27 protein-coding genes and 2 pseudogenes are annotated in these 25327 nt (G+C 47.4%); 6 read left to right on the top strand and 23 right to left on the bottom strand.

The annotated features are described in order from the left end of the window. Nucleotides 1-299 precede the first annotated feature (299 nt). From LKD71_RS15730 to LKD71_RS15715, 3 genes and pseudogenes are all read left to right on the top strand, one after another. Entirely contained in the window at nt 300-1649 is a 1350-nt protein-coding gene (locus LKD71_RS15730) for an MATE family efflux transporter (RefSeq protein WP_227616161.1), read from the top strand. A gap of 105 nt (nt 1650-1754) precedes the next feature. Continuing rightward, nucleotides 1755-2911: pseudogene (locus LKD71_RS18800) on the top strand (IS91 family transposase). A gap of 46 nt (nt 2912-2957) precedes the next feature. Then, a complete protein-coding gene (locus tag LKD71_RS15715; protein WP_227616158.1) occupies nt 2958-3131 on the top strand; it encodes a hypothetical protein in 174 nt (57 codons plus the stop codon). Between the two features lie 144 nt (nt 3132-3275). Here the strand turns inward: LKD71_RS15715 and LKD71_RS15710 are convergent, their stop codons facing one another. The 15 genes from LKD71_RS15710 to LKD71_RS15640 all read right to left on the bottom strand — a co-directional run bounded on the left by LKD71_RS15710 (nt 3276) and on the right by LKD71_RS15640 (nt 16905). Beyond that, nucleotides 3276-3464: a DUF6040 family protein gene (locus LKD71_RS15710; RefSeq protein ID WP_330399192.1), complete on the bottom strand. Its 189-nt coding sequence runs from the start codon at nt 3462-3464 to the stop codon at nt 3276-3278. Then, nucleotides 3454-5883 carry an ABC transporter permease gene (locus tag LKD71_RS15705; RefSeq protein ID WP_334302599.1) on the bottom strand — a complete coding sequence of 810 codons (2430 nt, stop codon included), beginning with the start codon at nt 5881-5883 and terminating at the stop codon, nt 3454-3456. The genes LKD71_RS15710 and LKD71_RS15705 overlap by 11 nt, the downstream gene beginning before the upstream one ends. Continuing rightward, nucleotides 5880-6554, bottom strand: coding sequence for an ABC transporter ATP-binding protein (locus LKD71_RS15700; protein ID WP_006426335.1), 675 nt, complete (start codon nt 6552-6554; stop codon nt 5880-5882). Before LKD71_RS15700 ends, LKD71_RS15705 begins: the two co-directional genes overlap by 4 nt. Before the next feature lie 177 nt (nt 6555-6731). Next, complete coding sequence (locus tag LKD71_RS15695) at nt 6732-7997, bottom strand: sensor histidine kinase (protein ID WP_227616156.1); 1266 nt, start codon at nt 7995-7997, stop codon at nt 6732-6734. Then, nucleotides 7973-8662, bottom strand: a complete 690-nt coding sequence (locus LKD71_RS15690; RefSeq protein ID WP_008120506.1) for a response regulator transcription factor — start codon at nt 8660-8662, stop codon at nt 7973-7975. The genes LKD71_RS15695 and LKD71_RS15690 overlap by 25 nt, the downstream gene beginning before the upstream one ends. Before the next feature lie 24 nt (nt 8663-8686). After that, a complete protein-coding gene (locus LKD71_RS15685; protein ID WP_021939191.1) occupies nt 8687-8863 on the bottom strand; it encodes a DUF6019 family protein in 177 nt (58 codons plus the stop codon). 304 nt (nt 8864-9167) lie between these two features. Next, complete coding sequence (gene lysS / locus LKD71_RS15680; protein WP_227616155.1) at nt 9168-11108, bottom strand: lysine--tRNA ligase; 1941 nt, start codon at nt 11106-11108, stop codon at nt 9168-9170. Between the two features lie 12 nt (nt 11109-11120). Further along, entirely contained in the window at nt 11121-11600 is a 480-nt protein-coding gene (gene greA / locus LKD71_RS15675) for a transcription elongation factor GreA (RefSeq protein WP_178044686.1), read from the bottom strand. Between the two features lie 190 nt (nt 11601-11790). After that, complete coding sequence (gene dusB / locus LKD71_RS15670) at nt 11791-12753, bottom strand: tRNA dihydrouridine synthase DusB (protein WP_227616154.1); 963 nt, start codon at nt 12751-12753, stop codon at nt 11791-11793. Further along, nucleotides 12740-13081 carry a DUF6145 family protein gene (locus tag LKD71_RS15665; RefSeq protein ID WP_178044688.1) on the bottom strand — a complete coding sequence of 114 codons (342 nt, stop codon included), beginning with the start codon at nt 13079-13081 and terminating at the stop codon, nt 12740-12742. Before LKD71_RS15665 ends, dusB begins: the two co-directional genes overlap by 14 nt. 23 nt (nt 13082-13104) lie before the next feature. After that, nucleotides 13105-14085 (bottom strand): biotin--[acetyl-CoA-carboxylase] ligase, encoded by a 981-nt coding sequence (locus tag LKD71_RS15660; protein WP_227616153.1) that lies wholly within the window; start codon nt 14083-14085, stop codon nt 13105-13107. A 6-nt stretch (nt 14086-14091) separates the two neighbouring features. Continuing rightward, nucleotides 14092-14364, bottom strand: coding sequence for a hypothetical protein (locus LKD71_RS15655; RefSeq protein WP_178044690.1), 273 nt, complete (start codon nt 14362-14364; stop codon nt 14092-14094). 4 nt (nt 14365-14368) lie between these two features. After that, nucleotides 14369-15358, bottom strand: a complete 990-nt coding sequence (gene argF, locus LKD71_RS15650) for an ornithine carbamoyltransferase (RefSeq protein WP_178044691.1) — start codon at nt 15356-15358, stop codon at nt 14369-14371. Nucleotides 15359-15516: 158 nt separating this feature from the next. Continuing rightward, complete coding sequence (locus tag LKD71_RS15645; RefSeq protein ID WP_178044692.1) at nt 15517-16461, bottom strand: SPFH domain-containing protein; 945 nt, start codon at nt 16459-16461, stop codon at nt 15517-15519. Between the two features lie 12 nt (nt 16462-16473). After that, the gene (locus tag LKD71_RS15640; RefSeq protein WP_227616152.1) at nt 16474-16905 is read right to left on the bottom strand and encodes an NfeD family protein; all 432 of its coding nucleotides are present in this window, start codon (nt 16903-16905) and stop codon (nt 16474-16476) included. Between the two features lie 167 nt (nt 16906-17072). Here LKD71_RS15640 and LKD71_RS15635 point away from each other — a divergent pair, with 167 nt between their 5' ends. Further along, entirely contained in the window at nt 17073-17237 is a 165-nt protein-coding gene (locus tag LKD71_RS15635) for a hypothetical protein (RefSeq protein ID WP_178046132.1), read from the top strand. Between the two features lie 118 nt (nt 17238-17355). Here the strand turns inward: LKD71_RS15635 and LKD71_RS15630 are convergent, their stop codons facing one another. Beyond that, nucleotides 17356-19152, bottom strand: a complete 1797-nt coding sequence (locus LKD71_RS15630; protein WP_178046133.1) for an L-fucose isomerase — start codon at nt 19150-19152, stop codon at nt 17356-17358. A gap of 207 nt (nt 19153-19359) precedes the next feature. Here LKD71_RS15630 and LKD71_RS15625 point away from each other — a divergent pair, with 207 nt between their 5' ends. Next, a complete protein-coding gene (locus tag LKD71_RS15625) occupies nt 19360-20331 on the top strand; it encodes an AraC family transcriptional regulator (RefSeq protein WP_227616151.1) in 972 nt (323 codons plus the stop codon). Continuing rightward, nucleotides 20291-20773: a DUF402 domain-containing protein gene (locus LKD71_RS15620; protein WP_227616150.1), complete on the top strand. Its 483-nt coding sequence runs from the start codon at nt 20291-20293 to the stop codon at nt 20771-20773. The genes LKD71_RS15625 and LKD71_RS15620 overlap by 41 nt, the downstream gene beginning before the upstream one ends. A gap of 53 nt (nt 20774-20826) precedes the next feature. Here the strand turns inward: LKD71_RS15620 and LKD71_RS15615 are convergent, their stop codons facing one another. The 7 genes and pseudogenes from LKD71_RS15615 to LKD71_RS15585 form a co-directional block, all read right to left on the bottom strand. Further along, a complete protein-coding gene (locus tag LKD71_RS15615; RefSeq protein WP_227616149.1) occupies nt 20827-20979 on the bottom strand; it encodes an EAL domain-containing protein in 153 nt (50 codons plus the stop codon). Beyond that, nucleotides 20980-22122: a flagellin lysine-N-methylase gene (gene fliB / locus LKD71_RS15610; RefSeq protein ID WP_227616148.1), complete on the bottom strand. Its 1143-nt coding sequence runs from the start codon at nt 22120-22122 to the stop codon at nt 20980-20982. A gap of 15 nt (nt 22123-22137) precedes the next feature. Then, nucleotides 22138-22407: an FmdB family zinc ribbon protein gene (locus LKD71_RS15605; RefSeq protein ID WP_178046138.1), complete on the bottom strand. Its 270-nt coding sequence runs from the start codon at nt 22405-22407 to the stop codon at nt 22138-22140. A 151-nt stretch (nt 22408-22558) separates the two neighbouring features. After that, nucleotides 22559-22966 carry an oligopeptide/dipeptide ABC transporter ATP-binding protein gene (locus LKD71_RS15600; protein ID WP_227616147.1) on the bottom strand — a complete coding sequence of 136 codons (408 nt, stop codon included), beginning with the start codon at nt 22964-22966 and terminating at the stop codon, nt 22559-22561. Further along, nucleotides 22967-23167 (bottom strand): ABC transporter ATP-binding protein, encoded by a 201-nt coding sequence (locus tag LKD71_RS15595; RefSeq protein WP_227616146.1) that lies wholly within the window; start codon nt 23165-23167, stop codon nt 22967-22969. Nucleotides 23168-23297: 130 nt separating this feature from the next. Next, entirely contained in the window at nt 23298-23795 is a 498-nt protein-coding gene (locus LKD71_RS15590) for a hypothetical protein (RefSeq protein WP_227616145.1), read from the bottom strand. 89 nt (nt 23796-23884) lie between these two features. After that, a pseudogene (locus LKD71_RS15585) lies at nt 23885-25327 on the bottom strand (hypothetical protein); the annotation flags it as partial.

Genomic DNA, 25327 nt, shown 5'->3' with positions numbered 1-25327 from the left:
ATTTTACTCTGAGGTATTTCTTTTTCTCAACCTTCTTTCTTGGAATTCCCTATATTTGAATTATACAGGAAGCTCCTCGCTTGTTCTTTCCTAAACTTCGTTCCCTTATTTGGGAGACTACTCTTATTCTAGCAGATTTTCAGAAAAATGCCTATCTTTTTTATGAAAAATCCTGTCTTTTCTCTTAAGACCTGCTGTTTTTCCCCGTGTCCGCCTCTCTCGAACATTGACGTTTCCTTTTTTATTGATTACAATGGATATAATTACAGCCTTTTACGGCAGATGGGAGTCTTTTTCTGATGGCATCACAAACAAAAAACACCACTTCGATGACCGAGGGAACGATCTGGAAAAGCATCGTCGCTTTCGCCATTCCCCTCTTTCTCGGAAACCTTTTTCAGCAGCTTTATAACATGGCCGATTCCCTCATTGTGGGAAATTTTCTCGGGAGCAATGCCCTGGCCGCAGTCAGCTCTTCCGGCAACCTGATTTTTCTTCTGGTCGGTTTTTTCAACGGTATTGCCGTGGGTGCCGGAGTCGTGATCGCCCGGTATTTTGGCGCCCGTGAAAAGGAGTCGCTCCAGCGCTCGATCCATACCACCATCGCTTTCGGCCTGATCTGCGGCGTCGTTCTCTCTCTCGTCGGCGTGATCTTCGCTCCGAAAATCCTGATTCTCATGGGCACTCCGGATGAAGTGCTTCCAAATTCAACGGTTTATTTTCAGGTCTATTTTGCAGGCTCGATCTTTTTCGTCATGTACAATATTTTCGTCGGAATCCTTCAGGCCGTCGGCGATTCCAGACATCCGCTCTACTACCTGATCATCTCCTCCATCACAAATGTGATTCTGGACCTGATCCTGGTCGCCGGTTTCCGCTTCGGCGTCGGCGCAGCGGCTCTCGCCACCACAATTTCCCAGGCATTGAGCGCCGCTCTCTGTCTCCGGCAGCTCTTAAGAAGCCCCGAGGAATATCGGGTTTCCCTGAAAAAAATCCGGCTGGACTTCTTCATGCTCCGGCAGATCATCTCCAACGGTCTTCCCGCCGGCCTTCAGAACTCCATCATAGCCCTGGCCAACGTGGTGGTTCAGTCCAACATCAACTCCTTTGGAAAAATGGCCATGGCCGGCTGCGGTTCCTACTCAAAAGTGGAGGGCTTCGCTTTTCTCCCCGTGACCTGCTTTGCCCTGTCCATGACCACCTTCACCAGCCAGAATATCGGTGCGAAGAAATATGACCGCGTGAAAAAAGGCGCCCGGTTCGGCGTCCTCTGTTCCATCACTCTGGCGGAGCTGGTGGGTGTCGTCATGTTCATCTTCGTTCCCTATATGATTTCCGCCTTCAACCGTACGCCGGAAGTCATCCAGTATGGAACCACCCAGGCCCGGACCGCCGCCCTCTTCTATTTCCTGCTGGCCTTCTCCCACTGTGCCGCCGGAATCCTCCGTGGTGCCGGGAAATCCATCGTCCCTATGATCGTCATGATGGTCTGCTGGTGCGTGATCCGCGTCACCTACATCACCGTCACCGTCCACTTCATTCACTCCATCCGAGTCGTCTTCTGGGCCTATCCCCTGACCTGGACCCTGAGCTCAATCGTGTTTCTGTTTTATCTCTTTAAGACAAACTGGCTGGGTGCGGAGGAATAATCATTTATTACACAAAAAAGTGTCTTCGACACTTCAACTCCCCTGCCCCTCAATCTTGAGGGGATAGGGGTTTCTTTTTTCTGTTTTTTCCTGCATAATAGCCTTATGAATATTTTACAAAGAATCTTTACTGACTACTATGAAGAAATCAAATGTACACTCCATCTCAGATCTTCTGAAACGGAAAACATTGATAAGATGATCAACTGTGGTGATCCATCTTTTGGCGGTGCCATGTATGGATGTCCGCACTGCGGCAAGCTTAAATTTGTTCCATTCCGTTGTCACAGTCGTTTCTGCCCTACCTGCGGAAACAAATATTCTATGGAACGTACTACTTCCATGTCCTTTAAGTTGATTAATGTCAAACACCGCCATTGTGTCTTTACGATTGATGAAAATCTTCGTGACTTTTTCCTGGAAAACCGTACTCTGCTCAACTACCTTTTCCACGCTGTTACCAGTGTCATTTCACATATGTTCTTCAAAATGAACAAGTCAAAAACTATACACCTGGTTTTATTATGGTTCTCCATACTTTTGGCAGGGATTTAAAATGGAATCCACATATTCATTGTCTCATATCCGAAGGTGGACACAGCGATGATGGGTTCTGGCGTCCAGTCCATCACTTCAATTACACTTATCTGCGTAATGCTTTCCGCACTGCACTGCTTGATGAAATGGAACGCAAGCTTGGATCATCTTTCAAAAAAGTAAAATCCCAGTGCTATACAAACCATAAAGATGGATTTTATGTTTATGCAAAACCAAACAAATGCAACCCGGAAACAGTCGCAAAATACATCGGACGTTATCTTGGGCGCCCAGTCATTGCCACATCCAGAATTGACAACTATGATGAGTATGCCGGCACCGTTACATTTCATTACAACCGTCATGAAGATGATAAATACATCCAGGAAACCATTCCCGCAATGGATTTCATCAAACGTCTGATCCGGCATATCCCGGAAAAGCACTTTAAAATGATCCGCTATGGCGGGCTTTATGCCCGGCACCGCAAAATAGATAAAAATCTTTACCTGGCAGTTTCAAAAGAAAAACGCCATGTATTTCGCAGTTTCAACAGATGGCGGACTGCTATCCTTTCTTCTTTTGAATATGATCCACTGAACTGTCCGGATTGTAAACATGAAATGCTCTTTCTGGAACTTTACTATAACCACAAACGCGTCTCCCTCGAAGAAATGTACGAGAAAGCAATGTCCCGATCTCGTAGAAAGCAGTCTTCTGCATAAATTTCATGGATTCTGTGATATAATCCTCTCAAAGGAGGAAAACACCATGAAACCAGATATCGAGAAACTGCGCAAAAAATACATGGATAACCCACCAGAAGGAATGTCTTCCAGGGACATTCGCCGCATGAGCGAGGAAGAACTTCTGGATATGGATTATTTTCTAAACGATGATGAACTTGATGACGGCTTTGGAGAAGAAGGTTTTTACATCTTCTAATCCAATGACCGTCTTGTTGTCGTGCCCGCCTCCGTGCGGGCATTTTTTAATTCAAGAGAGCGCCGAAGGCGGTCTTTCCTATAAAGTAAAAAATTGAGAAAACGACAGTTTACATCATCGTTTTCTCAATATCCTATTTATTCCCTAATAATGTCCCCGTTCTTTCACATAACATCTGATTCCGATATAAACCATATGTACCAGTAGCAACAACATAATGAGATCTATAGGAATAACTGATTTTATCCATTCCCCAAAGTAAATTGCAATAGCTGTACTCGTTATCGCCACTATGATACTGAGAATATCCCAGCAATACTTGCTATCCCTGATACCTTATTCTTTCTACCAGCGTTTCCTTTTTCAGATTACTGCTTAAAACACAGGAAAGCACAATTTGTAGAATACCAACCAGAAGAATCATAACAAGAATCGGGATAAGAGGAACGTGATAAACGTTCATTCCAAAAATCCCATTATGCTTCGCATAGGAAAACAGTGCATAGCCAAGGGGCAGACCGGCAGCAAGTGCGACGCAGATGGTGCCAACCGTAAAAATCAAGCCCTGTATTTGTAAGCTCAGATTCAACTGCTTATTGGTCATGCCTACCGCTTGCAGCACACCGTATTCCTGCTTCTTCGTGGTGATATTGATGATCATGGTGTTTGCCAGATTCATAAACCCAATGAGACCGACAATTGCCATGAACAGATAGCAGCCAAGCTTCATCATACGGCTTGCGTATTCTGCGGTTTGCAATTCTGCGTGATAGGTGTTCAGCTTGATATGAGAAGTATCGGAGAGCAGGTCATTCAGGCTTTGCTCTACAGATGCCACATCTTTTTTAGCACAATCCACCCACAGGTATCCATAAGATGTCTCTTTCGGATTTACAGAGCGGTATACTTCTTCCGGAATGACCAGATAAGTGTCCGCGCTTACAAAGGAGCCTGCGATTTTTCCATGATAGGTATAGGTTCCGCTTCCGTTATCAAAGTTGAATGTAATCGGTGCACCCGCAGAATACCCGTCAGCTTCCATCCACATGGACCAGCCAAAGAAAACATCCCCGTTTTTGACAGCCTGTGCATAGTCCATGGAACCGATATCGCCACCCCCGCGCATCATTTCAAAATCCTCTTGATTTACGATTGCAACCGGAAATTTTGTTCCGTTCAAATCTGCAGAGACGATTTCTCTCGTCAGTACATCCGTTACACCGGGAATGGATTTGATTTCTTTAATCAAAGAATCATTCAGTGGGTTGTTCTGTAGGATTGTGTCCAGATTATTCTCCGAATAGGCTTCATCATAATTCTGGGAATAATCCAGCTGCAACTCAAATTGTCCATGGTTGATTGCAATCCGCGCCTCGTGCTCCGTATCAATATTCCCAACATAATTAGAGATAATTACAAACAATACACAGGAAAGCCCCATGGTAAGAATCGTAGCAATGGTTCTTTTCGGATTGCCTGTCACATTTGCCATTGCCATGGAGAAAACGGTGACATCTTTTCTGCCTTTTCGTCTGCCCTGTTTTTGCGTTTTGGAGCCGTCAAGATACCGTGTCGCTTCGATGGGTGAAATCCGGGAAACAATTTTCATGGGTTTGCGCAGAGCCAAAACGACCGTAAGAAACGATACAAAAATGCAGATGAGCATAATTGTCAGTGAAAACAGAGGCACCTGATGGTTCTTGATTCCGGACGATACCAGATTTCCCTGCTCCACCAGCCAGTTGAAGCTGACTTTTGCAATCAGGAAACCAAACAGCAGCCCCAGCGGTATCGAAGGAATCGCCAGAAGAATGCCCTCACGAAAGATCAACTGCTTCATCTGCTTTCTGGTTGCACCCAGCGCCTTGATTTTTCCGTACTCCTGAACCTTCTGGGCGATCCCGACCTGGAAGATATTATAAATGACCACAACGGAAAACAGCACGATTCCGAGGATCAGGGTTCCACAAACCACAATCATTTCATAGCTCGGCTGCAATACCCACTGCAGGTAGAGGTCATTGATGATCACGTTTTTCTGGTCAATGCCGCAGGAATCCGCGATTTCTTTTATAACAGGCGCAACATTATTCATAGATACATTTGCAGAATCGCTCAAGGTAAAATAGATATTATATTGCCTGTCACCCTCCGCAACACGCTCATTATAAAAATCCTGCGAACCGAATACAACATAGGAAGCCTCGATGGTATATTCATCCCGGTCATATAAAATCCCGCTGACAGTAAATTCCACCGGTGCGTATTCCGACTGCATGCCGGAACGGTACTCCAATGTTACGGTGTCTCCGACCTTTACATCATGGTATCCCACTGCATCAAAGAAAGCGCGTCCTGCGGCAATTTCCTGCGCCTTTTCCGGATAGGTACCTTCCTTCAACACATATTCCTGATTATAGGGAAGCATTTTCCTGACCGTTTCATCCGCACTGACAAAGCCGCCATTTTCATTTCCTTTCAGGATGCCCTCCGTACACATGATGCCGATATCAGATATCTCAGCTCTGCGTTCCACTTCTTTTAATTGCGTACCATCTGCGGCGATAAACAGGCCGTAGTTGCTTCCGTATGAGCTTGCCGCCTGACTTTTCTGTAAACGTATCATTCCATTTCCCACAGTACTGATAATCACAAGCAGCATCGTAGTCAGACATATGGACATCATAATCAGTATACTTCTTGTCCTGTTCTTTTTGTCATTGCTATATGCAATCCTGCTTATTGTCTTCATCTGAAATCCACCACCTGTCCGTCCTCAATCACCAGAATACGGTCAGCGACCTGTGCAATTTCGTCATCATGGGTAATCATTACAATTGTCTGTCCATATTTTTTTGCTGTCATCTTAAGCAGGGCGATTACCTCATCACTGGTCTTAGAATCAAGATTTCCTGTCGGCTCATCTGCAAATATAATTTCCGGACGATTCACCAGTGCTCTTGCAATTGCTACTCTCTGCTGCTGTCCTCCGGATAACTGATTTGGCAGATTATAAATCCGGTTTTCAATCCCCAGAGTTGCAATGATATCATTTACATACGCTTCATCCACTTTTCTTCCATCCAGCCCCAGTGGCAGTACAATATTTTCCCAGACATTAACAGATGAAACCAGATTAAATGCCTGAAAAACAAATCCGATTTTTCTTCTGCGGAAAACAGCAAGGGCATCTTCCTTCATCCTGTATAAATCTTTCCCTGCTAAAGTAACACTGCCTTTTGTCGGGGTGTCTAGCCCTCCAAGCATATGAAGTAATGTACTTTTACCGGAACCTGACTTTCCAACAATTGCGACAAATTCTCCCTGCTCAATCTGAATGTCCACCTGATTGACCGCTTTGACCTGATTCTCACCTGCGCCATAAAACTTACAAAGCTGCTTGGTTTCTAATATCACACTCATGTGTTGCCTCCTTTTCAATTCTGTAAAGCGTACCTTTTCAGCACGCTTTCTTTGCCTGTTTATATATTTGGTCATTTTTCAACCTACATCCAAATTGTATCAGGACAATCTTTCATTTCACTTTCAAAAAACGAGCAGAAGTCTTACAGAATTGTAAGATTTCTGCTCACTTAAAATTTAACCAACATATGGTAATTGAATCACAAACGTGCTTCCTTTTTTCTTTTTGCCGGAGGTTACCGTAATCGTACCTGCGTGTTTTTCGATAATTTCTCTCGATAGAAAAAGTCCGATTCCTGTACCACTCTTTTCCATGACCTCCTTGGAACTTCCTCTGTAAAATCGTTGAAAAATTTTGTGATACTCATTCTTCGGAATACCAATTCCCTGATCCTCAATTTCCATTCTTACAAGATCGTTTCTTTTTTGTAACCGGATAAATATTTTTGAACCATTCGGGCTGTACTTGATTGCATTATCCAGAACGTTGATCACAGCTTCACCAAGCCACCTTTTGTCCTGCATAATCGTGCATGCTTCCAGCTCTTTTTCATAGTCAAAAACGAATTCAATTTCTTTCTCATCCGCTTTGGGATAAGTACGGTTCACAGCAGATATGACAGTATCCATAAGCGGAAGTTTTTTCTTATTCATCTGAATCAGTCCAGTTTCCATCTTGGATATTTCAAGAAGCGACTGCAATAATGTCTCCAGTCCATCCAGAGCACTCCGACAACGGACACGAAACTCCTCCTGTTCTATGGCACTTAAGTCATTCTGCATCAGCACACTAAAACATATATCCAAAGCTGCAACCGGTGTCTTTAACTGGTGAGAAATATCAGAAACCATTTCTTTCGTGCTCTCTTTTTCTTCCCGTGCTTCTTCCTTTAGCAGCTGAATATGATGTCCGATTGCTTCAAGCTGGTCATTCAATTTTTCCAGTTCTGCGTGATTTTCCGTTTTCAGTAAATCATCAAATTTATTTTCACGGAATCTGATCAGAATTTCTTCCAACTGGTCTAAAATTTTCTGATGACACGCATCTTCTTTTTTCTTCCAATAAAGTAAAAAAGTCAAAAAAAGCACGCATATCACAGTGCTTACAGCACCGGTCACCATAACCTGATGCCGGAATTGCGAATAAAATGCATTCCCTTTATTCCCCCAGTATCCATATTGCTCCAATAATCGCCTTCCCTGTTCGTTAGTTTCAATATCCTTATCCTTAAGCAATTCCGAAACAGCATCCAGCCCGGAAAATTCTTCCTTTGCAGCAATCTCTGTCATAAGATTCATTTTATATTTATAATCTTCATAAAACACATACATGGTAAAGCAATTTAATATTGCAAACAATAACATGACAGGTAATACCAAGGAGAGCGCTACTGTGATCTTCTTGCGATATCTCTTTGTCACTGCCTTACCTCCTGATTCCATATATACCCAAGACCTCTGATATTCTTTATATAGACCGGTGCAGCCGGGTTGTCTTCGATTTTCTCACGGAGTCTTCTGATATTGACAGCGATTGTATTTTCATCCACAAAATCCCCTTCCAGATCAAACACATTTTCCAATATTTGTGTTTTTGAAAGAATCTGTTTCGGATTCTGCAGAAAAAAAGTCAGCATTTTCAACTCCGTTTTTGTCAGACTGATTTCACGACTCTTTATCAGGACTTTCATTTCTCCTGCGATAAATACGATATCTCCCGAAATCATCTTTCCGGCTTCCGTTTTCTCCTGTCTGCGGCGGAAATGTGCTTCTATTTTCAAAAGAAGTACCGAAAGACTAAACGGCTTTGTAATATAATCATCTGCCCCTGCTTCATATCCCATGACCTGATCCATCTCCTGATCTAGTGCTGTAAGGCAAATAATGTATGTATTATAATTGCATCTCATCCACCTTACAAATTCCAGTCCATTCCCATCCGGAAGATTCACATCACAAATGGTAACATCCACATTATTATCACTTGCAATTCTTTTCGCTTTTTTCACTGATTCTGCTGAAAAAACCTCATATCCGGATTTTTTCAGTGAGAATGTAATTCCACGATTTAAATTTTCATCATCTTCAACCACGAGTATACCTGGCATAGCATATGCACCTCTCTTTATTAACTATTTTTCCTCTTCGTTACATATTTGTTCTGCCTCAATATCCTCGGTAGTGACTTTCCCTGTAATATCCCTATAGGCTTCTTTTATTCCATTTTTGACCGCCCACTTAATTATAAAATATAATGCAAGTAAGACGATTAGTGCTGTGCCAAAACTAATTCCTAATTCTTCAAACATTTCATTACCTCTGTCAATTCCTATTTGTATTTCTGTTTGTTTTAAAAATGGGCAATCCCGATTTCAGGACTGCCCATTCATTCTGCTAATTATGCGATTTTTTCTTGCTTGCACTTAATTTTGCATCAATTGATGTAAGTTTGATGTAAATCGCTGTTTTTTCAGTTTTTTATCAAATGAAGTACGTCCCGTCTATTCGGTAAAACGGTACATCTTTACATCACGTCGACTGGCGTCTCCGTGCGTTTTTCGCCTTATGTCGGTGTTCGCAAGCGCACACCGCCGCAAGGCTCAGTTTCTCATCTTAATAGAGCTTTGCACCTGCTGGAATGTGATCATCAACCATCAGAAGATGGAGCTTTTCTTCGCCTTCTTCTTCGTGAATAGCACTGAGGAGCATACCGCAAGAGTCAATGCCCATCATCGCTCTCGGTGGAAGATTTGTGATAGCGATAAGAGTCTTTCCAACCAGTTCTTCCGGCTCATAAAAGCTATGAATACCGCTTAAAATGGTTCTGTCTGTGCCTGTTCCATCATCAAGAGTGAACTGTAACAGTTTCTTTGACTTCGGTACTGCAACACACTCTTTAACCTTTACTGCACGGAAATCTGACTTGCTGAATGTATCAAAGTCTACCATTTCCTCAAACAAAGGCTCAATCTTTACCTTAGAAAAATCAATCTTTTCAGACTCAGTTTTTACATTTTTTTCCGGTGCTTCAGAAACTGTATTATTTACATCATTTTTCTTATTTACACCATCTAAGGACTTCATTGTCGGGAAGAGGAGCACGTCTCTGATGGCTTCTGCGCCGGTCAGGAGCATGCACATACGGTCGATACCGAAGCCGATACCACCTGTGGGCGGCATACCGATCTCAAGGGCATTCAGGAAGTCTTCGTCGGTGTGGTTTGCCTCCTCATCACCTGCCGCGAAAGCCTCCTCCTGTGCTGCGAAACGCTCTCTCTGGTCGATGGGATCGTTCAGCTCGGAGTAAGCGTTGGCCATCTCCCAGCCGTTCATGAAGAACTCGAAACGCTCTACATAGTCCGGGTTCTCCGGTTTCTTCTTGGTCAGCGGGGAGATCTCCACCGGATGATCCATGATGAAGGTCGGCTGCAGAAGGTGCTCCTCTACATATTCCTCGAAGAACAGGTTCAGGATATCGCCTTTCTTATGTCTCTCTTCAAAAGCGATGTTGTGCTCTTTTGCCAGCTCTCTTGCCTGCTCCAGAGTCTCTACCTGGTTCCAGTCAACGTTTGCATATTTCTTCACAGCGTCCACCATGGTCAGACGCTCAAAGGGCTTGCCCAGATCCATCTCGATGCCTTTGTATACGATCTGTGTGGTTCCGAGAACCTTCTGTGCCACATAGCGGTACAGATTCTCTGTTAGATCCATCATGCCGTGATAATCGGTGTATGCCTGATAGAGCTCCATCAGGGTGAACTCCGGATTATGACGGGTGTCAAGACCCTCGTTACGGAATACACGACCGATCTCGTAAACCTTCTCCAGTCCGCCCACGATCAGACGTTTCAGATACAGCTCCAGAGAGATACGAAGCTTCAGATCCTCGTTCAGTGCGTTGAAGTGGGTCTCGAAAGGTCTTGCAGCTGCTCCGCCGGCATTGGCAACCAGCATCGGAGTCTCAACCTCCATGAAGCCCTGTCCTGCAAGGTACTCACGGACAGCGCTGATGATTTTGGAACGTTTGATGAAGGTATCTTTTACTTCCGGGTTCATGATAAGATCCACATATCTCTGACGGTAACGGATATCCGTATTGGTCAGACCGTGGAATTTCTCCGGCAGAATCTGCAGGCTCTTGGAAAGAAGGGTAACAGAGGAAGCGTGAATGGAAATCTCTCCGGTCTTCGTCTTAAATACCTGGCCTTTCAGTCCTACGATATCACCGATATCCATTTTCTTGAAATCTTTGTAGGCATCTTCCCCGATACTGTCCCGTGCCACATAGGACTGAATATTTCCCTGTAAATCCTGCACGTTACAGAAGGAAGCCTTACCCATTACACGTTTGGACATCAGACGGCCCGCAATGGAAACCTCCTGTCCTTCCAGCTCGTCGAACTGATCCTTGATTTCCTGGCTGTGATGGGTCACATCATACTTTGTGATGGTAAAAGGATCTTTTCCGTTTTCCTGAAGCTCTTTGAGCTTGTCTCTTCTAATCTTTAAAAGCTGGTTAATATCCTGCGCCTGCTCATTCTTTTGTTCTGCCACTTTTTCCACTCCTTATGATCTCTGAATTCCTAAAATCTGATACTTCATCTCACCGGCCTGGGTCTCTACGCTGATCTCGTCGCCGGTCTTTTTGCCGATGAGGGCTTTTCCTACGGGAGACTCGTTTGAGATCTTGCCCTGCAGGCTGTTTGCCTCGGAGGAACCTACGATCTTGAACTCCAGCTCCTCGTCAAACTCTTCGTCCAGAACCTTTACGGTACAGCCGATGCTGACTTTGTCCAGATCCACATCTTCTTCTACTACAACTTCCGCATTTTTCAGGATTTTCTCGATCTGCTCGATTCTTGCCTCGATGTCGCGCTGCTCGTCTTTTGCTGCGTCGTACTCGGCGTTCTCGGAGAGGTCTCCCTGCTCGCGGGCCTCCTTGATCTTTCCTGCTACTTCTTTTCTGCGGTTTACTTTTAAATCATGAAGCTCATCTTCCAGAGCTTTTAAACCTTCGTAGGTCAGCAAATTCTTTTTTTCTTCCATCTCTATTGCACCCTTTCCAAATTTCCCATTTCTGTCAACTCTTAACCGGCATACATAGAAGAAAGACAGCCGTCTCTCCTCACTGATCAAGTACGCCTGCAGTCAATCACAGTATTATAAACTATCACTCCTGCCTTGTCAAGATTCTATGCGCCTGGAAAGCGCATTATTCCAGCCTTTTTTGGCTCTTTTACAGGTATTTTTCCAGCAGGACTTCCAGATCATGGTAGGTACTGATCTCTCCCACCATGCCACGGAGTCTCGCCGAATGGGGCAGCCCCGCCGTATACCAAGCCACATGCTTCCGCATCTCCCGCATGCCGCAGTTTTCCCCTTTTTCATCCAGCTGCATTTTCGCATGGCGGAGAATCATCTCCCGGCGTTCCTCCCTGGTGGGCAGAGGCAGAAGTTCTCCGGTCTCAAGATAATGGTTCACCCGTTTGAAAATCCAGGGATCCCCTTCAGCGGCCCGGCCGATCATGATGCCGTCGCAGCCCGTCTCATCGAGTAGTGCCTTCGCTTTTTCCGGGGAATCCACGTCGCCGTTTCCAATGACCGGAACGGAAACCGCCTCTTTCACCTGGCTGATGATCTCCCAGTCCGCTTTACCGGAATAATACTGCTCCCTCGTCCTGCCATGAACGGCGATGGCAGCCGCTCCGGAGGCTTCCAGGCGTTTCGCCATCTCCACGGCGTTGACGCTGTCCTCGGTAAATCCTTTCCGGATCTTCACGGTCACGGGCTTTTTGATGGCCTTCGTGATACTCTCCACGATTTTTCCCGCAAGGGCGGGATCTTTCATGAGGGCGGAGCCTTCGCCGTTGTTGACGATCTTCGGCACCGGACAGCCCATGTTGATATCCAGGATATCAAAGGGCAGATCCTCAATCGAAGCCGCCACCTCCGCCATCAGCTCAGGCTCAGAGCCAAAGAGCTGAAGAGCCACGGGATTTTCTCCTGGAGCAATCTTTAAGAGTGCAATCGTATTTTTGTTATGGTAGGAAATGGCTTTGGCACTGACCATTTCCATACACAAAAGACCTGCGCCCTGCTCCCGGCAGAGGAGACGGAAGGGAAGATCCGTTACCCCGGCCATGGGAGCCAGGACGCAGAGATTCGGCAGTTCGATATTTCCGATTTTAAGCGTCTTCATAGCTTTCCCCTAAAAATACAACCTTGTAGAACATTTCCAGTTCTTCCAGGAGTTCTCTTTTTTCCCGCTGAATGGATTTGATCTCCAGAACGCTTCCCACCTCGTCATAGGCAAAATCATTTTCCTTGGCTTCCGTGCGGAAGATGAGGCTTCCGCCCTCGTCAAACTCCAGGAGCAGAATGCCCCCGACCTTGTGGGTGTAAAGCACGCATAAAATCTGTAATTCTTTCTTGATATTCTCCGGCAGTGCCTTGAAGCCGGGATTCAAATAATATTTTTCCTCGTAGGCGCTGGCCGCGCACAAAACGACATTTTTTGTTTCTTCCATAGATAAAACTCTCCGATTTTTCTTTAAACGTATCCGTAAACGCCGCGGACGGACACCTCTCCTGCATAGACGGCCGTCACGGTGCCGTCCTCTTTTTCCACCAGAAGCTCTCCGTCTTCATTGATGCCCAGAGAAAGGCCGGTGTATTCATGATTTGGCTCCAGCACCCGGACTTTGTTGTTCCGGTTCAGAAGCAGGGCCTCGTAATCCTCCTTTAAGGGTGCCAGATTGCCGGCGGCGATATATTTTTCGTAATACTCTTCAAAATATTTCAGGCAGGCAGCGATGAGTTCCGCCCGGTTGACCTTTTCTCCCAGTTCTTTGATGAGGGAAGTGGCCACAGACTGAATCTCCTCAGGAAACTCTTCCACGTTCGTGTTGATGCCCGTACCGATAACCAGATAGTGGATGCCGGTCATCTCCGCGCTCATCTCTGTCAGAATGCCGCAGATCTTTTTGCCGTTGACCACCACATCGTTGGGCCATTTGATTCCCACGGAAACGGGATAGAGGCTCTCAATGGCTTTCGCCACAGAAAGTCCCATAACCAGCGTCACCATAGAGGCCAGCTCCGGGCGGATATCCGGCCTGAGAACGATTGTCATCGCGATGGCGCTGCCTTTCGGCGTACACCAGGCGCGGCCCCGGCGGCCTTTTCCTCCGGTCTGCTCATCGGCCACCACCAGGGTACCCTCTGGCGCTCCCTGATCTGCCAGTTTTTTCGCCAGATCATTGGTGGAATCCACGGTCTCCAGATAGACCAGATTCCTTCCTGCCCATTTGGTCTCCAGAAGGCTTAAAATCTCTTCTTTGCAGACAACATCCGGTGTTTCAACCATATGATAGCCCTTCCTTGGAACCGCTTCGATGCGGTATCCTTCCTCCTCCAGCTGATGAATGGCCTTCCAGACTGCGGTCCGGGAAACCCCGAATCGCTCGGAAAGCTCCTGTCCGGATACATAGGTATCCTTGTTCCGGAGGATCTCCAAAATTTTACTTTTCATAAATCCTTAACCCCGCCAAAACAGACGCAGCACAAAGAGCAGCAGAAGCACCACGGACACCGCTGTAAAAAAGATCGCCGATACGGTCTTTTCTCTGTAGAAACGTTCCAGCGCCGCTGTTCCGTTCATGATCACGCCCATGGCGATGACCAGCGTCATAAAGACCGGCGCGGCCTCCAGATCAAAGATCATCATGCCAAAGCAGAGAACCAGAATCACTCCCGCAACGAGAGAAACCGCTTCCAGATCGCCGGTACTGCTGTTTTTTCTGTTTTTCATTCCATCACTCCCCGAGGGTGGCTACCATCACTGCTTTAATTGTGTGCATCCGGTTCTCTGCCTCGTCGAATACCTTGGACTGGGCAGACTCGAATACCTCGTCGGTCACTTCCATATCGGTGAGGTTGAAGCGCTCGCCCATCTCTTTTCCGATCTGGGTCTTGAGGTCGTGAAAGGCCGGGAGACAGTGCAGGAAAATGGCCTGCTCGCCGGCATTTTTCATGACGTCAGCCGTAACTTTGTACGGGGTCAGGTCATGGATACGCTCTGCCCATACCTCGTCGGGCTCGCCCATGGATACCCAGACGTCGGTATAAATGACATCGGCGCCCTTGGTGCCCTCTTTCACATCCTCGGTAAGAGTGATGGTGGCTCCGGAAGCCTTGGCGTACTCTTCACACTGTTTTACGAGCTCCTCGTTCGGGAAATATTTTCTGGAGGTGCAGGCCACAAAGTCAAGACCCAGTTTGCTGCAGACGATCATCAGAGAATTTCCCATGTTGTAGCGTGCGTCGCCCATGTATACCAGCTTGATGCCTTTCAGATGGCCGAAATGCTCACGGATGGTCAGCATGTCCGCCAGCATCTGGGTCGGATGATACTCGTTAGTCAGACCATTCCATACCGGCACGCCTGCGTGCTCTGCCAGGCTCTCGACGATCTCCTGGCCGTAACCGCGGTACTCTATACCGTCATACATTCTTCCGAGAACTCTTGCGGTGTCGGGAATGCTCTCTTTCTTTCCGATCTGAGAGCCTTTGGGATCCAGATAAGTCGTTCCCATGCCGAGATCATGAGCGGCTACCTCGAAGGAGCAGCGGGTTCTCGTACTGGTCTTCTCAAAAATCAGAGCCACGTTTTTGCCCAGGAAACGCTGGTCTACGACGCCCTGTTTTTTCTTTGCTTTCAGTTCAGCGGAAAGGTCGATGAGGTACTCGATCTCTTCCGGTGTAAAATCTTTTAATGTCAAAAAATTACGGCCTTTTAAATTCATGATAATCGTTCCTTTCTGATATCGGATATGATGTTTTATCATACCGCGTTTTTGAAGGTTCGTAAAGTATTTTTACCAGTTCAGCGCATAAGCAACTACCTGTGGCCTAATGCGCTGAACATAAAAAGAACGCTCAATTTCTTGAGCGTCCTTATCTTTTATTCTACTGTATCTTTTGCGATCTCGCTTACGGATTTCACCAGCCCTGCCACATTTTGGATCTCGGAGGGAATGATGATCTTCGTCGCCTTGCCGTCAGCTACCTTTGCCCAGGCCTCCAGGCTCTTGAGAGCCAGTACGGACTCGTCGGCTCCGGCCTCTTTCAGGAAACGGATACCGTCGGCGTTTGCCTGCTGCACTTTGAGGATGGCCTCCGCCTGACCTTCTGCCTCGCGGATCATCTTCTCTTTCTGGGCCTCCGCCTTCAGGATGGCTGCCTGCTTCTCAGCCTCTGCATCCAGGATGGCAGATTCTTTCTTACCTTCCGCCACCAGGATCGTGGACTTCTTCTCACCTTCGGCCTTCAGAATAGCCTCACGGCGTTCACGCTCTGCCTTCATCTGCTTCTCCATCGCATCCTGGATCGCAGCCGGCGGGATGATATTTTTCAGCTCCACACGGTTTACCTTGATGCCCCAGGGATCGGTGGCAATGTCAAGAGAGGCGCGCATCTTCGTGTTAATGGTCTCGCGGGAAGTCAGGGTCTGGTCCAGCTCCAGATCTCCGATGATGTTTCGGAGGGTGGTGGCTGTCAGGTTTTCAATGGCCATGATGGGATTTTCCACACCATAGGCGAAAAGCTTCGGATCGGTGATCTGGAAAAAGACAACCGTATCGATCCGCATCGTTACATTATCCTTCGTGATAACGGGCTGAGGAGCGAAATCCACAACCTGCTCTTTTAAAATCACCCGTTTTGCCACCCGGTCGATAAAGGGCGCTTTCACATGAAGGCCTACGGACCAGGTACATTTGTAGCCGCCCAGACGCTCCACAACCATGGCTGTGGCCTGGGGGACAATTTTGATACAGGAAACCAGAATCATAAGAATTACGATCAAAACAATCGCAATGAGAATCGATCCTATCAACGCTTCATTCATAATTTACTCCTCCTATTTTGTTTTTACGATCAGCTTGACACCCTCGATCCGCTCCACAATCACTACAGTATCTGCGGGGATCACGGTATCATCCACACTTCTGGCGGTCCACTCTTTCCCTTCCAGACGGGCACAGCCGGTCTCCCGGATGTTGTTGATCTCCTCCAGCACCAGAGCCTCCTGACCGATGAGGCCGTCGATGTTTGTCTTTGTCTTGTTGGAATTGATATACCGCACGGCAAAGGGTCTGGTGAAGATCAGAAGCACAATCGACACCACAAAGAATACGACTGCCTGAATCACTACGTTTGCACCGAGCATGGAGGCGATAAATCCCGCCACGGCGCCGCCGGCAAACCAAATCGTTGTCAGCCCCATGGTCGCAAGCTCGATCACAATCAGCAGAACAAACACTGCCAGCCAGCAGATGGACGTTGTTTCCATTTTTCTCCTCCTCTCTCTGCTTTGCAGAAGTTATATTGATTCTACTATATTTTCTGATAAATTACAACTGAACGCGCAAAAATATCTTTCCAATTTCCGTCAACGGTGATAAAATATAACTATTCACCACTTATCAACGGGGGATTTTTTCAAAGGAGATGGGTATTATGGCAGAACTGCATTTTGAATCCAAAGAAGTAGAGGAATATTACCGCAAAGAACGCCGGGTCCTGGGTGTGGGACACCCCTGCCGCTGGGATTCCCAGAAGGTCATCACGAAAGAGGACGTGGACAATTATGTAAAGGACGCCAAAAACATTCTGTCCTGCTGATTTAATTCATCACCCAAAAGAGCTTCCAGCCATCAGCGCCGGAAGCTCTTTTTCTCTCCAAAGTAAAACTGCCGCCCAAGGTTTCCACACCCCGGACGGCAGTTCTCATTTTCAATAATTATTTGTACAGCGGACCATAGTTCTTGCAGGCTCTGAAATCTGCGCCCTCTTTGTCCATTCCGAATGCGTTCCAGGCAGCCGGACGGAAGATCTTCTCTACCGGAACGTTGTGCATGGAAACCGGAATACGGAGCATGGAGCAAAGGGTGATCAGGTCTGCACCGATGTGGCCGTAGCTGATAGCGCCATGGTTTGCACCCCAGTTGTTCATTACATCGTAAGCAGTCTTGAACGGGCCTTCCTTGCCATCGCAGCGCGGTGCGAACCAGGTGCAGGGCCATGTATAGTCGGTACGTTTCCAGAGTTTGTCGGAAACCTCATCCGGCAGTTTAACAGTCCAGCCCTCTGCGATCTGCAGAACCGGGCCAAGGCCTTTCACCAGATTCAGACGGATCATGGTAGCCGGCATCTCAGCTGTGGTCAGGAAACGGCTGGAGTATCCGCCGCCACGGAAGTATCCGAGGTCAGCTGCGTTCCAGGTGGTAGCATCCAGGATAGCCTTCTGGTCTTCCTCAGTTACGTTCCACCATTCTTTCATAACGCCGTTGCCATTCTCATCCTTAGCTTCGCCGCTTGCATCCAGACAGCAGGCACCGGAGTTGATCAGGTGAATGAAGCCGCCGCTCTCTTTTGCAACGCCCTCAAGCTCGTAGCCGGTAGCTTTCTTGACAGCCTCCGGGCTCCAGTAGGTGCGGACATCTGCGAACATCTGAGCACGGTTGGTCAGAAGTTTCATGAACAGCATGCCAAGGCCGTTGAGAACGTCGTTCTCGGTAGCCAGGATATACGGCTCACGGGCACCGTTCCAGTCAAAGGAAGTATTCAGGACTGCCTCTGCGAAGTCGCCGTTCGGATAGAAGTCTGTCCACTGTCTCTGTCCCTGGAAACCAGCTGCGATTGCGTTGTGGCCGACAGCCTCTTCCTCGCAGCCTTCCGGCAGGTTCTTGTTGCCGTTCATCAGGTCTTTTACGATAACAGCCATCTTTACAACGAACTCGAACTGTTTCTCTTTCTCCTCGTCGCTCTTCTGGAGGAACTCCGGGTTCTTATCGAAGCCGAGCTTGCAGTTCTCTTTTGCCCATGCAAGCGCTTTCTGGAACTCCTTCTCATCATAGATACCCTCGGTCATACGACGGATGATCTCTACCTCGTCTACGGACTCCACTCTCATGCCCAGGTAGGACTCGATGAAGTCAGAATCGATGATGGATCCGCCGATACCCATGGTAACGGAACCGATCTGCAGATAGGATTTGCCTCTCATGGTAGCTGCTGCAACTGCTGCACGGCCGAAACGGAGAAGCTTCTCCTCTACGTCTGCGGGAATGCTGGTGTCGTCAGCTTCCTGAACATCATGGCCATAGATACCGAATGCCGGCAGGCCTTTCTGTGCGTGGGTAGCAAGAACAGATGCCAGATATACAGCACCCGGTCTCTCAGTACCGTTAAAGCCCCATACAGCTTTGATGGTCTGGGGATCCATATCCATGGTCTCTGCGCCATAGCACCAGCAGGGAGTTACGGTCAGGGTGATATCAACGCCTTCTTTACGGAATTTCTCAGCACAGGCAGCGCTCTCAGCCACACGTCCGATGGTGGTGTCTGCGATAACTACTTTTACCGGCTCTCCGTTGGAATAACGGATGTTCTCCTCAAATAATTTTGCTGCGGATTTTGCCATATTCATGGTCTGGTCTTCCAGAGACTCACGAACTTTTAAAGGACCGCGGCGTCCGTCGATGGTCGGTCTGATACCGATTACCGGATATCCGCCGATTAATCTGCTTTCTGCCATTTTACTTACCTCCATTTGTTTTTAAGCGTTTTTGACAATGGTTTTTCCAAAAACCTTTTCATTGTGTACTAATTATACAACAGTTGCAGAAAAAATGCACGCAAATTTCTGTTCGGATATAGACAAATTTTGTCCTTTTCGCTATACTGTATCGTAACAAAGACGACGGACCCCTCCGCCACCTTTTTTCCACAGAAAGGAGTGCCCATGAAAGCTTTTCACGAAGTCCGGAACTACAGGTCTGACTTTATGGTATGGCAGTGTGCCTATACCAACATCAGCTTCCTGGCCCACTGGCACCAGGAGATCGAGCTGGTCTACCTGCGCTCCGGCTCTGCCCGCTTCTGCATCAATGAACACAACTTCACAGCCAGGGCAGGAGATCTGGTCCTCATCGATACCGGCGACATCCATTACAGCGATTCCTCGGAGATGAAAAATGAACTGGATTTTCTTATTTTTGATCCCAGTGTGGTAAGCCCCCTCTACCGCCATTCCAACTTTGCCCACCCGCTGATCACGGCAAAAATGGTGGAGAACTGGGGGCTCACCAGGGAACTTGCAGATCTTTTTAAGACGACCCATACAGAGCTTGCTGCCCAGAAGCCCTACTACCAGGAGATCGTCACCGCGACGCTCCGCTCTTTCTGGTACCGGCTTCGGAGAGTTCTTCCCCGGGAGGCCCCGGAAACCACCGGGAACCGCCGTTCCCACATGCTGGAGGAAATGCAGCAGCTTCTCGCCTATATGGACACCCACTACGGCGAGGACATCACCCTTTCCTTCGCCGCGGAAAAGATGAACTTCAGCGAGAGCTATTTTTCCCGGGTCTTCAAACGCCTCATGGGCATCAACTTCGTCACTTACTTAAATATGATCCGTGTGGAACACGCCGCCGCTGAGCTCAAGGCCTCGGGAAAGCGGGTCCTCGATATCGCGCTCTCCTCCGGCTTCAACAATATCCGGACCTTCAACCGGGTATTCAAGGAAATCACCGGATACACCCCCAGCCAGTTTCTCAACCTGGATGATCCGGATTCCATCAATCTTTCTTATTACAAAAGAAAATCAACTCACCAGGAGTTCGTTGAGGACGATTCCCTGACCCTGGTCCGTAATGATGAAAGGAGTGTTTTCCATGAAAAGACCGACCCTCTACCGCAAACGTCTCATTCCTGAAGAGTGCATCCTCCTGAAGGATGACGAGCTCCTTTACCGCGATGAAAAAACGATCATCACCCGCTGGAACACCTTAAAGCCCAAAAAAGACCTGCACCACGGTTTCTCCTGCTACTTCCTCGACAAAGGCGTCAAGGTCAGCAAATTTTACAAGGCCGACGGCACCCAGATCTGCTGGTACTGTGATATCGTCACCCATTCCTATGACGAGGCGACCGATACCTATGTCTTTACCGACCTGCTGGCCGATGTTCTGGTCTATCCCGACGGCTTCATCAAAGTTGTGGACCTGGATGAGCTCTCCGAGGCCAACGAGACCGGCCTTTTAAGCCTCGAAAACCTTCACAAAGCCCTCCGTACGACCAACGCTCTTCTCACGGAAATCTATGCCGGCCGCTTTGAGGTTTTCACCGCCCCCATCAATGCTTACGATCACCCTTAAAAAAAGAACAGCTTCACCGGTTTTCCCGCCGATGAAGCTGTTCTTTTTTTATTTTACTGCTGATCCAGGAGCTTTACAAATTCCTCCTCAGGAATCGGTTTCGAATAATAGTAGCCCTGGAAGAAATCACAGCCGTAGTTTCTCAGAAGCTCCGCCTCTTCCTTCGTCTCCACGCCTTCCACAACAACCTTTCTTTTCCTCATCATTTATTCTGCACCCCGGGACAGTACCAGAGCGAAATAGCCCCACTCCCATAGCGGACATTCAAAGCTGTTTTCCAAGTATTCCCGAATATCCTCTTCCTCGTACCCGGTCATCCGGGTCAGCACCACGATAGCATCCCGGAGCGTCTCATAGGCAAGAGTGCCCTCGCCTTTAAGGCTCCAGTTTAAGAAAGCGCTCTGGCGGATCCCCGCGTACTCAAGGGCAATCCATTCCATGCGGAGGATCAGGCTTTCAAGATCCGAATCTGCCGCTACCAGGTCGGAGAAGATCTCGTTCATCAGGAATTTCCGGATGAGTCCATCCCATTTTTTCCATTCCTGTAAAAATACGTTCCATTTTTCTTCCAGAACCTCGTCCCATTCCCCATCGGAAATGGCCGCTGAGAGCTCCAGCACGGAATCCAGAAAATCCCCGTAAAGCCCCTCGTTCTGGTAGTTGACTGCAAGATCCTGGAGAATCTCGTTGCACTCCAGAGCCGTATCTTCCGTCGGGAGAGACACCTTCCGGATGGCTTTCAGAAGTTCTTTTTTCGTTTTTTCAGAAAAACAGTCGCTCACATCGGCAGGGATCGGCTTTTTCCGTCCCTTTAAATCCAGAAGGATATAGAAAGCAGCGAGAAGCGCTTCCTCCGGAGAAATTTTTTCTTCTGCCAGAAGATCCAGAATCTCCTTTCGTAGCAGGAAAAGGAGGTTTTCCTCTTCCCCCGGAATGTTTGGAAAGCCCGGCTCTTCTTTTTTCCAGATATCAATGACCGCGGGACAGCAGGGCATCAGCGTCTCCTCCTCATGATCGGAAAAGACGTGCACCTCTCTCGGGAAATCTGTACAGGTCTCGGAAAGCACCTCATCTCCGTAGGCGCTCACGAGGGCACAGAGCTTTTTCTCCGTGAGAAACGGACAGCGGTGGTCTTTTTTCAGGCCAATGACACGGGTCTCTTCCTTCTCTATAATATAGGCGCTCAGAGCTTTCCGCTGAGGTTTCACCGCCTGAGGCGGCGCAAGCTTTCGCCACCGTTCTTCCGTGGCCTCATCTACCGGGATCTTCCACTCCTGACAGCAGGTCCTGGGACACTGATCCGCCGTACAGACAAATTTTTCATAATACCTGGGCCAAAAACGCTGCATCCTCTGCTCTCCTACTCAAATCCAATCAAAATTTCCACCGGTGACAGCCAGGCTTAAGAGGGCGTCCATCCGGGCCACTTCCTCTTCGCCCTCGATTTTTTCCAAAAGGACGGCGGTGTCCACCACATCCTCCATGGTCTCATCCGGGCCGATCTCGTAGTCGATCTCCGCCGCACAGTCCGGACACGGGATCCTGCTCATGGTCTGCATGGAAAGAAAACGATTTCCACATTTCTTACACTCATAATAACCGCACGTCTTCGTGCCTTCCGGTACATAGTACATTTCTTTTTCCTCCAAAAAGCCTTTTACTCCTTATTCTACCAATGCAGACGGGCAAAGTCAAATCTTTTAACAACGACTTCCGGCCCGGGCATGGGGCTCATGAAAAAAATTCATTATTTCCCCTTTTCTTCTTCATGGTATACTGGCTATATCATAAGGAGTAGATCACCATGGAAACCGGAATGTTCAGCTTCCGGTAGATTTCCGTGCTCTGGACCACACACATGTAGGCCGGGATCTGTTTGCAGAGGCTGAAAGCCGTATCGTTATCCTCCACATAGACGATCCCCGGATCGTCGAAGGCCACCTTTAGCTCTTCCACTTCTTTGATGAAGGGATAAATGGTCTCCCGCACCATGACAAGGGCCTGATTTTTCAGCTGGCTCCGGCTCACGAAACGGCAGCCCTTCGGCGGATTGAACGGTGTCGGAAGGTCGCCCTCCAGAAGGACTCTCTTCTTCTCCGCTTTCTCTTTTCTGGTAAAGACCGGAGCCGCGGAAAGCAGCGCCCGGGTATAGGTATGGGAGGGATGATCGAAAATTTGCTCCTTACTTCCCATCTACACAATCTGCCCGAAATACATCACCGCCACATCGTCGCTGATGAAGCGCACAATGCTGAAATCATGGGAGATGAAAAGATAGGTCAGTCCCATCTCTTCCTGCATATCCTTTAAAATGGTGATAATCTGTACCTGAATCGACACATCCAGGGCGGAGACCGCCTCGTCACAGACCACAAATTCCTGATTCGTAGCCAAAGTCCTCTCGATACTGATACGCTGGAGCTGCAGAATGGAAAGATGATTCATTTTAAGAAGCAGGATTAAGATTAAAAGTTCAGGGTGTACCTTGCACGGGTACACCCTGTTTTTATGACTGTCTGATATTTTAATTTACTGTAAATTTTCCTTCAGTACTTTGATTTGAATCACTTACATTTGCTGTTTCTGTCTCATCTGTTTTTTTCAACTTTTGAATTGCTTTTACAATATTGGTATAACAATTGTCCAATTCAGCCTGACTACCGGAATTTTTCATAACATTCTGAGCTTCTGCTATGTTCTGATCTAATACTGCAACTGATTCCTCGGTATAGTTACTTCTGTTAATTTCTTCTGTGTCCTTAATCAGACTGAGCAGTTCTTCTTTATCTACTGTCTGCAATGTCACCGTTTCTTCCGAAACAGTTTTTTTAGCTACACCATTTCCTCTTCCGACCCTTTCCCCAAAGAAAAAGTTTGCAATCAATTCCAGTATTCCCAGGACGCACACATAGAAGATAACCATAATGATAATGCGTTTCACACGTCTTCGTCCACCTTTTTTATTGCTGCCATGCTGACTTCGACGATTTGTCCTATTTACATTAAAATCTGCCCTACTCATTTTTCTTCCTCACAGACGCTTCCTACTATTTTCATCAGAAAAGGAAAGAAGAATCCTTCCGAATTCTCCTTTCCCCAAAGAAAATCAGATTATTTCACTACTTTTCTTTTTCTCAGAGCAAAAACTACCATCAGAGCTACTGCTGCGAACAGAGTGATTACAAGCGGCATTACGTTTGTTGTATCACCAGTCTTAACTCCAGCATCTGCTGACTTATTGGAATTGTTGTCATCAGATTTTGTTGTTGCAGGTGCTTCGGTGGTCTGAGTCTCGCTCTCAGTTACCTTGGTCTCAGACTCGCTGGTCGGTGCCTCGGTTGCCGGCTCAGTGCTCGGCTCGGTTGTCGGCTCAGTGCTCGGCTCAGTTACCGGTGTAGTGCTCGGCTCGGTTGTCGGCTCAGTACTCGGCTCGGTCTCAACTGCTTCAAAAATTGCGTCGATAGAAAGATATCCTTCGTTAGATCCTTCCTCGTAGAATCCAAGTCCAGTTACTCCGAAGGTCTTAGCATCTGCATCCCAACGACCAGACTCTTTTCCTTCTACCTGCCAGCCTACAAATTTGTATCCATCTGCTGCTTTTACTTCCGGTACAAGATACTGCTCTGCCGAATCCTCATCGATGGTGTAATGAATCGTGGTTGCTCCGTCATATCCCGGGAACTCTCCCTTTGCAGGATCTACAGAGAACACAACTTTGACGGTTTTCTGAACTTCTGTTTCGGTCTCAACTGCTTCAAAAATAGCGTCGATGGAAAGATATCCTTCGTTAGATCCTTCCGGATAGTTGGCAAGTCCGGTTACTCCGAAGGTCTTAGCGTCTGCATCCCAACGGCCAGACTCTTTTCCTTCTACCTGCCAGCCTACGAATTTGTAGCCGTCTGCTGCTTTTACTTCCGGTACAAGATACTGCTCTGCAGAATCCTCATCGATGGTGTAATTAATCGTGGCTGCTCCGTCATATCCCGGGAACTCTCCTTTTGCAGGATCTACAGAGAATACAACTTTGACTGTTTTCTGAACTTCTGTTTCAGTCTCAACTGCTTCAAAAATTGCATCAATGGAAAGATATCCTTCATTAGATCCTGCCGGATAGTTGGCAAGTCCAGTTACTCCGAAGGTTTTAGCGTCTGCATCCCAATGGCCAGACTCTTTTCCTTCTACCTGCCAGCCTACGAACTTGTAGCCATCTGCTGCTTTTACTTCCGGTACGAGATACTGCTCTTCGGAATCCTCATCGATGGTGTAATGAATGCTTGTAGAACCATCATATCCCGGGAATTCTCCCTTTGTGGGATCTACAGTGAATACAACTTTGACGGTCTTTTTGACTTCGTTTACCTTCTTTACTTCGACTGTCGGATAGTTAGTCACTCCAGCGTATACAGTTCTTACCAGTGTCTCTGAATCTGCTAACTCATATCCATCAGGAACTTTTACTCCACTGAGATCCATCACTGCCTCAGTTGCTCCCAGTTTGAAGGTATAGGTTGTATTCCATGTCTTCTGTGTTGTACCATCTTCTTCCATTACATA

The sequence above is a fragment of the Fusicatenibacter faecihominis genome, assembly GCF_020686945.1.
Lineage (GTDB): Bacteria > Bacillota > Clostridia > Lachnospirales > Lachnospiraceae > Limivivens > Limivivens faecihominis.
This window is presented reverse-complemented; position numbering and strand designations above follow the sequence as displayed.